This window comes from Paenibacillus sp. TAF43_2 (genome assembly GCF_052113545.1).
Lineage (GTDB): Bacteria > Bacillota > Bacilli > Paenibacillales > Paenibacillaceae > Pristimantibacillus.
In genome coordinates this window covers 1-11,183 of the sequence record NZ_JBFRDK010000016.1, presented here as the reverse complement: position 1 = coordinate 11,183, position 11,183 = coordinate 1, and the positions used below count along the sequence as shown (strand labels likewise).

The window sequence follows — 11,183 nt, the reverse complement described above, 5'->3', positions numbered from 1 at the left end:
ATTAGGTATGATGGAGGAATTAAGCATGGCGACGAATTCAAATGATGCCTCGCGCAACCACATTAGGCTACGCTTCACAGAGGGCGTTAAGGCAGAGCTGCGGCTAATTAGTAAAGATGGACAATTGTTGACGCCATCTACGACTACAGTACTTCTACTTAATTTAAGCCAAAATGGTTTATGCTTCTTATCCGGCTTGCAATTACCGATTCAATCCAATTATCTTGTTGAATTTCGAATGACGATTTCGAATGTACAGATTATGATTCGCGGTCGGATCGTTTGGAATTTGAAACAAGATAATCAATTCGCTCATGGCGTGTTATTTGAATGCTCGAATACACTTCGCTCTCTTATTATTGGTGTCATGAACCAAGAAATATTAGAAAGTCAACCACAGCAGAAAAAAATTCATTATTTATACAGCAGATTATTAAATACAAAACGGCTGTATTACAGTAGTTAATGATCTGATAGGAAGTAGAATTCAATAACAACGTAGAAGGGGGACATGCTTTGAAAATTATTTTGTTATCAGGCGGATCTGGGAAGAGATTATGGCCTTTGTCGAATAGTAGTCGAGCTAAACAATATTTAACTGTACTGGAGAGTCCAAACGGCGGCATGGAATCAATGCTGCAGCGTATATGGCGCCAGTTGGAAGAGTCGGATTTGCAGGAGCATACTCGCATTTCGACTTGCCGTGAGCAGGTGGAGATTTTACAAAGACAGGTAGGTGTAAAAGCACCGCTTATCATTGAGCCTGAGCAGCGCGACACGTTTCCAGCGATAGCGCTATCCGCTGCTTATTTGTATTCAATCGCGGGCGTATCTTTAAATGAAACGGTCATTGTCATACCAGTTGATGCTTATGTAAGCTGTGATTTTTTCTCATGTATAAGAGGACTTCCAAAGCTGATCAGAGAAAGCAAATCTGAGCTGCTTATGGTTGGGACTAAGCCAAGTTATCCGTCAGAGCAATATGGATATATCGTTCCAGAAGCCAATCGGCACAGCAATGATGATGACAGCTATGAACGTAGAGTACATTCATTCAAAGAGAAACCGTATGAGGCTGAAGCAAATCAATTAATAAAAGGCGGAGCGTTATGGAATAGCGGTATTTACGCATTCAAGCTTGATTATATGATTACTTTGCTCATGAATCGCAGGCTGCCTATCCATTATGATGAACTATATAAACAGTATACGAAAATTCCTAAATCAAGTTTCGAAATTGAAGTATCGCAAAAAGAAACCTCTCGTTCAGTTATTTGCTACGATGGTGAATGGAAAGATCTTGGCACATGGAAAACATTATCCGAGGAGCTGGCCTTTGAACGACTAGGCATGGGCGAAATATCGGATGACAGCGAGCAATCCCAGCTCATCAATGAGCTGGACATTCCTATCTCCATTATTGGGCTTACGAATGTGATTGTTGCGGCAAGTCCCGACGGCATTTTGGTTACTAGCAAAAATGCGAGTACTGAGCTCGATGCGAAGCTTAAGCTCATGAATGAGCGTCCAAAGTATGAGGAGCGCAGGTGGGGGCATTCCAAAATTGTTGATTCCGTTGTCTTGTCATCAGGAACTCATTGTGTTACAAAGCGGGTTTTTGTTGCAGCTGGCCAAAATATAAGCTATCAAATGCATTTTAAGCGAAGAGAAGCGTGGACCATTATCTCCGGAGAGGGAGTGCTGATTCTGGATGATCTGTACCGTCATGTTGAACCAGGCGATACCGTATCGATTCCAGAGAGAACAAGGCACAGCCTGCGGGCAATTACGGACGTTGAGCTAATTGAGGTTCAGACAGGCAAACAGATTAATGAGGATGACATTATAAGGCTTGGAACGACATGGGATGAAATCACTAGTCAATTAAATAGTGTATAATATGCTGTTAAAGCATGTTTGGATGGATTGCAATCGACGTTATGATAGAACTTCTGCCATTTAACGCTTAATGCCGTTTTTAATGTTGAGGTTGATACAATCATTACGAAAGAGAGAGGGAGCGATCTATCGAATGATATGTTCAAAGGACCGTTTTTATTGTGTTAGTTGCGGGGAGATGCTTTTAAGTCCTGAAGCAGATATTTTGTTTCGAACAGGATTTTTCCGAGTGGTACATCCAATGGGTTATTGCTTAACATGCAGCGTGGAGCAGGATAGGCTGGATGCTATAGTAGGATCGCCGGGTAAGACCAGTAACTATGACTATAAAATGTTCCTTCGTGCAGATGCGAAAGTTGCCGAACATGTTATACAGCCCTATCGCACAAATGATAATGAGAGCCTCTGCCCTACAGTTTAACTGTAGAGTGGAGGTATATTTTTTTGTAAACTACCAATTGTTTCCTTAATCGTTTATAATGAATAGGATTTGGATTTTTGAAGGAGGAGCACAAATATGGATCAGCCTATTGTTAAATTAAAAAATGTAACCAAAAAAATCGGCGGCAGAACGATTATTGATCGCTTAACGCTTGATATCCCGCTTGGGGAAGTATTTGGTTTCCTTGGTCCCAACGGCTCGGGTAAAACCACTACGATTCGAATGATGGTTGGCTTAATGTCGCTCACAGATGGTGAAATCACTATTGGAGGACATAGCATTACAAAGGAATACGAAAAGGCAATTCGCCATGTTGGAGCGATTGTTGAGAATCCTGAAATGTACAAATACTTGAGCGGCTATGATAATTTAATTCATTATGCACGAATGATTCCAGGCATCACAGAGCATCGTGTTCATGAGGTTGTTAAGCTTGTTGGTCTTGAAGGGCGAATTCGGGATAAGGTGAAAACCTATTCGCTCGGCATGCGGCAGCGGCTTGGCGTAGCACAGGCTATATTGCATAAACCTCAGCTGCTTATTTTGGATGAACCTACAAATGGCTTGGATCCGGCAGGGATAAGAGAGCTACGTGACTATTTGCGCATGCTTTCCAAAGAAGAAGGTATTGCTGTATTTGTATCGAGCCACTTATTATCTGAAATGGAGCTTATGTGTGATCGTGTCGCGATCATTCAAAATGGCAAGCTCATAGACGTGCGAACCATTAAGGGCGAGCATGCAGCTAAAGTACATAACCGTGTTGTAATTGAAGTGGACAGTCAGCAGGCAGCGATGGATGTGCTGTTCACATCTGGCTTTACTGCGGTGCTTGAAGGCAAAGATGCCATAGCGGTTGAAACGGATAAGGAAAACACAGCTTCCATTAATGCTTCTCTCGTTCATGCTGGAATCAAGGTTTATGGCATTCGCGTACAGGTTAAGACACTTGAAGACCAATTTTTAGAAGTGACAGGAGGGGAACGAATTGGGTAATTTTTTGCCGCTTATTCAAAATGAGAACATGAAAATTTACCGTCGTCCTCGCACATGGGTGATGACCGGTATATTGGTTTTGTTAGTTCTGGCTATTTCTATTTTATGGGTAATATTCGGCGGAAGAGATGCTTCGATGTGGGATGTTGCTTTTATGGAATCCTCCATTCTGTTTCTGCTCGTTACGATCTTTACCGTAGTAATCGCTGCTGGCGGCGTTGCAGAGGAATTTACGAGCGGTACCATCAAGCTTCTCCTAATCAGACCTTGGTCACGCTCAAAAATATTGTTGTCAAAATATATTTCGATTATGATATTCGCTCTTTTGCTTGCTATTGTACTGTTTGCTGTGACGATATTTGTGAACTGGATTTGCTTCGGCATTAATGCGTCGCCGGATATAAAGCCAACCTTCGTTGGAGCAGAAGGTACGAATCCGGTTTCCTATATGCTTAAGTATTATGGCTTGACGTTAATTTCGCTTGTTGTTACCGTAACGCTTGCGTTCATGCTCTCTACTGTATTCCGCAGCAGCGGTTTAGCAATTGGTATGGCTTTGTTCCTCCTTCTTGGCGTTAACAGCTTTATTGGTTTAGTTGCAATGCTCGATTACAAATGGATCGATTATCTATTGTTTATTCATTTGAATCTAACGCAATACTTGGATGGAAATCCGATGAGAGAGGGCATGACCTTAGGCTTTTCGCTTGTGGTTCTCGGTGTTTATTATGCTCTTTTCATCGCCATTACATGGTATACCTTTAAGAAACGCGATGTTGCAGCTTAGACTTTAGATGAATTTAAAAAGCCGTTTCTATACATGCTGCTTCTTCGGAAGACATGCACGTGTAGAACGGCTTTTTTGCTGTATTATCCTGCTTGGCGAGATTTCTCTTTGGATTCTTTAATTACCGTTTCTTTACCGATGATGTGTGGTGGATCGGATTCTGCTGGTACACGATTTTTGCTGTCAGCTGTTTGCTCCATGTGGCAGTTGCCATTCAGCTTGCCGCCATCTTGAATGATAAGTGTTTGGGTTGTAATTGCCCCCGTTAAAGTACCGGAGGAAGTAATGATCAGCCTCCCCTTGGTGACGATATCTCCGAACACTTTTCCTGCAATGGTAATATCACGCGCCGTAATATTCGAGCGAGCAAGACCGCATTCTCCAATGATGACGTCAGCTTTGCATTCGATATCGCCTCGGTGCTCCCCTTCAATGCGAAGACTTGCTTCACAAATTAGCCGGCCCTCGCTTATCGTGCCTTGGCCAATTAATGTATCAGTGGCTGCCAGCCGCTTATGGTCCTTGAACATAAACATTAATCCTCCTTTATTAATGACAAAAATGGCAAAGGGTTAACAGGTTCGTTTTTCTGCATGATTTGAAAATGCAAATGCGGACCAGTGCTTCTGCCGCTCGATCCGAGCAAACCGATCTTTTCGCCTCGAACGACGGTGTCCCCTTCTTTTGCTTCGATTTCCTTTAAGTGCATATAGGCGCTTTGCAGGCCTCCGAGATGATCAATGACGATATATTTGCCCAGCGAATTATTGAAGCCTGTGTCCGATACTGTGCCGTCTGCTGCGCTAAATATGGGATCTCCTAGCTTGCCAGTGATGTCTAGTCCAGCGTGGAAAGCCGTTCGTCCAGTAAAAGGATCTCTTCGATAACCAAATCCAGAGGTCAGCATTTTGGAGCGTGTCGGCCAGCCGGAAGGATAAGCATCAACGGAGACTCGCGTCGCTTGTGCGAGCTGCAGCGTCAACGTTAATGAATCCTCCATCGTCTCTACCATCCGCTGCAAATCGGCGAGATGAAGTCCTGTTTCCTGCGCGAGCAAAATAAACTGTTTGCTTTGCTTCGAATCGTTAATGCTCCGTTTTCCTGTTGAGGAAGTATTGGAAAGAATTTTTACAGTTGTCTCACTTTTGTCTATCGGCGTCAGATAGGTAGAGGTTTCAAGTTTACTGCCATAGTTTGCGATAAATTGCTTCAGCTTTAATTCGAGCTGCTGTAGATCATCGATTTTCTCTTTCATTTCATTTGCTTGCTCGGACAATCCGATTATCTCTTGCTGCAGCGAGACAATAGCTTCGTTTTTATCGGAAACGGTTTGGGCAAATCGTTCGTCTTGTTGTGACATCTGTTCTTCCAATTGGTTCATTTCATAGGCCGACTTTATTTGAAGCCCCGCAATACAGCCCGTAACCGCTATTACTACCGCCGTTGGAGCGGCAAAGACCGATCGCTTTGAAACGTGAAACTGTTTAACGGTTTTGTCAGCGCCGCGCAGCACGACAAAAGACCATTTTGGCTTCTGGACTCGTTTCAATAGACTTCTCCTTCCTACTTAAGATTGGCTATAAACGATCAGAACGTTCTATTGCTATTTATTCTTAAACGAAGTAAAACATGCCATAAAACTTGTGTGAAACATACAAGAAACTTGCGTGAAACTTGTATGAAACGAGAAAGACTGCCCGTCGCACATGAATTGTGCAAGCGGGCAGTCTTTGTAATACGAGATCATCACAACACTTTATTGTGCCAAAGCAAGCTCGATTTGGGCTACTGCTTCCTCTATACCTGGTGTCATTGCAAATGTACGTCCTTGCTGCTGCTCGGCTGGAAGTGAAGCTAGCTGACCGATTCTTCTTTTAACTTCGTTAGAGAGATCGACAACTTGCTGAGCATATTCTTTTGCTTTAGCTTCATCCTTGCCCGTCAGTGCAGTTTGATTTGCTTTGGCGTATGAGGTTATCGCAGCTTCATATAGATTGATGTCCCAAGGGAATTTTTTGACACCTTCATTAATCGTTGCGAGCGACTCTTCAAAAAGTCCTTTTTCTTGCAGAAAACGATATTCCGACATTAGAAGGCTTCGATTATAAGGATCATATTTTCTGCCTTCCTTAACTGTACTAAGTGCCTGATCAAGGAATGTAGCGGTGTTCGTTTGCTTATAAGCCTGCTCCAGCCAGTCAGCTTTCGTTAGCTTATAATAAGGCTGTGTTGGTGAAGACTTAATTGCACGATCAAGAATAGGCAGAAGTTGTTCTAAAGAAGTTTGCTGCCCAACTGCCAAGTCGATAGCTTTATTATAGTTGCCAGTTGCGTTAGTTTCACGAATGGCAATGACGAGAAGGAATATAGACAATAACGCCATAACCGCTGGATATGCGATTTTTGTCCAAGATTTATTAAGCTTGCCATTCATGCGTTCGATTATTAGCTTGTGGCTATATGGAGCAAGCATACAACCGAGAGAAATAAAGACGAGAGAGATAATATAAATATAGCTCATATCAAAATCGATCACACTGTGGACTAGCAGCGCCAAAGAAAAAATGAAAAAGACAAAATGGCTGCCTCTAAGCTCGGGATAACGAATAAAGGATCGGATGTATAAAAAATATACAAACACGAGCAGTCCGACGATTGCTAGTAGACCAAGCCAACCGCTCTCCACAAGAACTTGTACAAAGAAGCTATGTGCTTGTCTGCTCCAATAAGGGTTATTCTGATATTGCTCAAACATGGCTTGCCAAGCGCCGCCGCCGCCTCCAAGCAGAGGGTAATCCTCAGCTACACGAAGACCGTCTTTGTAAAAGGTTAAACGTTCCAAAACGCTGTGCTGTTGGAGGTTAATATTTTCAAAGCGTGCAGCAATTTTGTCAGGAAGCAAGCCGCGAATAGCACTGCTGCCAAGAAGGCTGACCGCTGCTACAGCAGTAAGCACGATTGTAATGACAGGCACAGCCGCAAATGACCATTTGTACGAAGAAAGCTTGGTAAGCTTTGTTTCTAGGAAATTAGCAGCTTTGGCATGGTAAAGCATAATAAGGCCAGTAACAATGAGTAGGCCGAGCACAAGTAATCCCCAGCCCTGCATAGGCAGTGAGCTGAACAAGGAAATTGTACTTGGCGCTTTCGTTTCAGTTGGTTGAACTAGTGCAGCTATTTTATCAGCAATCGTTGTTAGTTTTCCAAGGACAGCCATGGAAACCACTACAGATACGCCCATAAACACGATGTATGTAATTTGCTTCGTTAAGCGTAAGAAAGGCAGCACAATAAGCAGCATAACTGGAATAATAACAATTGCACCGCGTGAATAGGTGAGCATGAATGAAATCCAAATCGGTACAAGCATGGCAGCATGAATGATTCTTGCAGATGGACGCACGCAGTGAACGGCATAATACAAACTAACTAGAAATAAAGCGACTAGGAAGCCGGCGTATGAGTTTGAGTATTGGAATACCGATGAAAGCCGGTAGCCGTCATGTGCAAGCCATAGCGCATCCTTATAATAGATTTGACCAAAAAGGTTGAGTAAACCAAATAGTACAATTAAATAGGAGGAGAGCATAACCGCATATTCGATCGTTTTGCGCGTAAGCTTATTTTCTGCAAAATACAGAGCGCCTATGAATAAAGCAGCAAGTAGGAAAAATACGAGAGTCATAAACTTCGCGTAATAGGTTGAAACCGCCTGCAATGATGACAACCAATAAATGAATGGAAGCAGCATGACGGCAATCGACAAAATTCCGCGATAACTGTTCATCTGTGAGTTGCGATACACATAAAATGCAGTAAAGGCAAGCATCACATAACCGAAGATGAGTGCTCCATAAATAGGGCCTTCAAAGCTTAATTCGTAACCGTTAAACAATGCTCTCTCATAGGGGAAGATGACTAGAAATAGAGCGATTCCAATCGCCCCAATCCACCTCAAAAGCGCAAAATCAGCATTTAAAGTGTTCGTATTCCTTTTTGATTTGTTCCGTGCACTCATTCGTATGTACTCCTCATCCATCGTTATGTAGATATGAAACATTTAGCTTTATTTGTATTTTAACAAATGGGGGAGTAGATTACTATATTAGGAGATGCGATTTGTATGTAGTTTACAAATTTGTAGAATATGAGGTTTTGTCGAAATAGAGATGAAATCGGAAAAATTCTACAATTTATTCGGTGTAAAGGTAGAATAAGGTGTTAATGTGGGAGGAATTTTGGTAAGATAGCAGGGGTATATAGACATTTTCTTTGTGCAATCTTACATATTAAGCAACATTTTTGAAAGAACCACTGTTCTATATGATGGGAATACAAATATGCATTATGAGATTACAAAGATGTTAATGAAATTTGCGGTGGTGTCTTTATGAAAAGGTTAATTTCAAAAATATTATATAAAATGGCAGTGCCAACTAAAAAAGTTGCTGGAATAATTGTACCTGCGCATATTATGAGGCAAGTAAAGAAAGCATTATTAAAATCAGCTTTTCCAATTGAGCAAAAGAATAAATCTATAAAAATTCACATTGGAAAAAAGGGAATTAATTTAATTGGATATGCTAGAGCAGAAATGGGAATTGGAGAATCATGCAGAATCGCGGCTAAATCACTGACAGCAGGTAATTTGGAGTTTGGAATTATAAATTTCAAAGGAACTAATAGCGCCAGGATGTCAGATACATCTTGGGTACATAAGGAAATTGAAGATCCCAAATATGATATAAACGTATTTCATATTAATGCTGAGCAAATGATGGAAATTTATGCTCACTATGGGAATCGAATATTCAATAATAAATACAATATTGGTTATTGGCACTGGGAATTACCTGATTTCCCTGATCAATGGACAGAAAGTTTTAGCCTAGTAGATGAAGTTTGGGCACCTTCTACATTTGTTGCAGAAGCGATTTCAATTAAAAGTCCAGTTCCCGTTATTCGTATTCCCCACAGTATTGAAGTGAAAATAGAACAATACAGAAACAGAAGTTATTATAATCTTCCTGAAGATACATTTTTATTTTTAACCATGTATGATGTAAAAAGCTATCAGGAACGTAAAAATCCACAAGCGTCAATCGAAGCTTTTAAAAGAGCTTTTGGTAAGGATGATATTAATGTGGGACTAATTGTTAAAGTGAACATTAGTAATGCTGAATCTAATGAAATGAAGTTATTAGAAAAATTAATCGATGACTATACAAATATTTACTTAATAAAAGAGGTACTATCAAGAAATGATATAAATGCATTAATCAATGTATCAGATAGTTTCATATCCCTTCATCGAAGTGAAGGTTTTGGTCTTGGTTTAGCAGAAGCTATGTTTCTGAGAAAACCAGTCATTGGAACGAATTGGTCATCTAATACAGAYTTTATGAATGATAGTAACTCATGTCCAGTGAAATATGAACTAGTAAAGCTTGGCAGCACTTTTGGGCCATATGAAGCGTATCAGTATTGGGCAGAGCCAGACGTTGATCATGCGAGTTATTATATGAAGAAACTAGTTAATGAACCAGATTATCGTGATGAGATTGCTAAAGAAGGCGAGCATACGATAAAAACAGATTTTTCGCCAGAGCAAGTAGGACAACTCATGACGAAACGCTTGGAATACATAATGAAATGGAATAATGGAGGTTAATATGACAATTACTTGTGTAATTATGGCAGGGGGCAAAGGCGAGCGTTTTTGGCCAAAGAGTCGAACTAACCTGCCGAAGCAATTTTTAAACATATCAGGCAATAAGTCTATGATTCAACAATCAATAGAGAGATTGGAACTACTAATTTCTATAGACAAGATTTTTATTGTTACCAATGAGCTTTATGCAGAGCTATTGAAGGCACAAATACCTCATCTACCTCACGAAAATATCATTATTGAACCAGTAGGCAGAAATACAGCTCCTTGTATTGGGCTTGCTTCTTTGATTATTGAAGATCGTTATCCTGATAGCACGATGATTGTTATGCCTTCTGATCACATTATTCAGAATGATAAGGGATTTATCGAAATTCTCAAGACGGCTGTAGAAGTTGCAAATGAAAATGGGAACCTAGTAACTTTGGGTATTGAACCAACCTATCCAGAAACGGGTTATGGTTACATAGAAAGCACCGGTATGGATAATCCATTAAACGGAGTTAGTGTTTTTAAAGTTAATAAATTTGTAGAAAAACCTAACTTAGAAACAGCCCAAGTATATTTAGAGGCTGGGAATTTCTATTGGAATAGCGGTATTTTTGTATGGAAAACAACAGTGATTAGAAAATACATAAAAGAGCTTATGCCTGAAATGCACGATATTTTAGAAACGATGAAGTATGCTTTTGGAAAAACAAATCAAAATGATATAATTGCAATGGAATTCGTCAAAATGCCAGATCAATCGATAGATTACGGCATTATGGAAAAGGCGGACGACATATTCGTGATTCCATGCTTATTTGGTTGGGATGATGTTGGCAGTTGGACAGCGCTAGAAAGAATTGATGATTTGGATGAAGATGGAAATGTGATTAAAGGAAATATATTAAATATAGATACTAAACGTTGCATTATAGAAAGCAATGGTAAGTTAATAGCAACCTTAGGAATCGAGGATTTAATTATTGTTGATACAGAAGATGTAACCTTAATTTGTACTAAAGATAAAGCGCAGGAAGTAAAGCTGCTGCTTAAGGAATTAAGGATGCAAAAGCTGGAACAATATCTATAAACATATATAAGGAGAATGAATCACAATGACTAAAAATGCACTAATTACAGGTATTACTGGACAAGATGGATCTTATTTGGCAGAGCTATTACTAGAAAAGGGATACAAAGTATATGGACTACGTAGAAGAACGAGTGTTCCAATTCTAGAGAATATTGAACATATAAAAAATGAAATTGAGTTTATAGATGGGGATTTGCTTGATCAAGGTTCACTTATAAATGCCGTTCGAATTTCTAATCCGGATGAGGTATATAACCTAGCAGCACAATCGTTTGTTGGCACGTCTTGGGATCAACCTGTTTTAACA

10 protein-coding genes are annotated in these 11,183 nt (G+C 40.4%); 7 read left to right on the top strand and 3 right to left on the bottom strand.

The window, feature by feature from the left end:
- Window positions 1–25 precede the first annotated feature (25 nt).
- The 4 genes from AB4Z17_RS05650 (at window position 26) to AB4Z17_RS05635 (ending at window position 4,124) form a co-directional block, all read left to right on the top strand.
- Window positions 26–466 (top strand): PilZ domain-containing protein, encoded by a 441-nt coding sequence (locus AB4Z17_RS05650; RefSeq protein ID WP_441908428.1) that lies wholly within the window; start codon window positions 26–28, stop codon window positions 464–466.
- A 50-nt stretch (window positions 467–516) separates the two neighbouring features.
- A complete protein-coding gene (locus tag AB4Z17_RS05645; protein ID WP_441958658.1) occupies window positions 517–1,899 on the top strand; it encodes a sugar phosphate nucleotidyltransferase in 1,383 nt (460 codons plus the stop codon).
- 517 nt (window positions 1,900–2,416) lie between these two features.
- Window positions 2,417–3,337 carry an ABC transporter ATP-binding protein gene (locus AB4Z17_RS05640; protein WP_441958656.1) on the top strand — a complete coding sequence of 307 codons (921 nt, stop codon included), beginning with the start codon at window positions 2,417–2,419 and terminating at the stop codon, window positions 3,335–3,337.
- Entirely contained in the window at window positions 3,330–4,124 is a 795-nt protein-coding gene (locus AB4Z17_RS05635) for an ABC transporter permease (RefSeq protein ID WP_441958654.1), read from the top strand. The genes AB4Z17_RS05640 and AB4Z17_RS05635 overlap by 8 nt, the downstream gene beginning before the upstream one ends.
- Window positions 4,125–4,207: 83 nt before the next feature.
- Here AB4Z17_RS05635 and AB4Z17_RS05630 read toward each other — a convergent pair whose 3' ends face one another.
- From AB4Z17_RS05630 to AB4Z17_RS05620, 3 genes are all read right to left on the bottom strand, one after another.
- Complete coding sequence (locus AB4Z17_RS05630; protein WP_441908424.1) at window positions 4,208–4,654, bottom strand: bactofilin family protein; 447 nt, start codon at window positions 4,652–4,654, stop codon at window positions 4,208–4,210.
- Window positions 4,655–4,659: 5 nt separating this feature from the next.
- Window positions 4,660–5,673 (bottom strand): peptidoglycan DD-metalloendopeptidase family protein, encoded by a 1,014-nt coding sequence (locus AB4Z17_RS05625; protein ID WP_441908423.1) that lies wholly within the window; start codon window positions 5,671–5,673, stop codon window positions 4,660–4,662.
- 207 nt (window positions 5,674–5,880) lie between these two features.
- A complete protein-coding gene (locus tag AB4Z17_RS05620) occupies window positions 5,881–8,142 on the bottom strand; it encodes an O-antigen ligase family protein (RefSeq protein ID WP_441958652.1) in 2,262 nt (753 codons plus the stop codon).
- 372 nt (window positions 8,143–8,514) lie between these two features.
- On the opposite strand from AB4Z17_RS05620, the gene AB4Z17_RS05615 reads away from it, so the two are divergent.
- The 3 genes from AB4Z17_RS05615 to AB4Z17_RS05605 form a co-directional block, all read left to right on the top strand.
- A complete protein-coding gene (locus AB4Z17_RS05615) occupies window positions 8,515–9,795 on the top strand; it encodes a glycosyltransferase (protein WP_441958650.1) in 1,281 nt (426 codons plus the stop codon).
- Window position 9,796: 1 nt separating this feature from the next.
- A complete protein-coding gene (locus tag AB4Z17_RS05610) occupies window positions 9,797–10,873 on the top strand; it encodes a mannose-1-phosphate guanylyltransferase (RefSeq protein WP_441908420.1) in 1,077 nt (358 codons plus the stop codon).
- A 25-nt stretch (window positions 10,874–10,898) separates the two neighbouring features.
- On the top strand, window positions 10,899–11,183 hold a 285-nt coding region (locus AB4Z17_RS05605; protein WP_441958648.1), incomplete at its 3' end, for a GDP-mannose 4,6-dehydratase.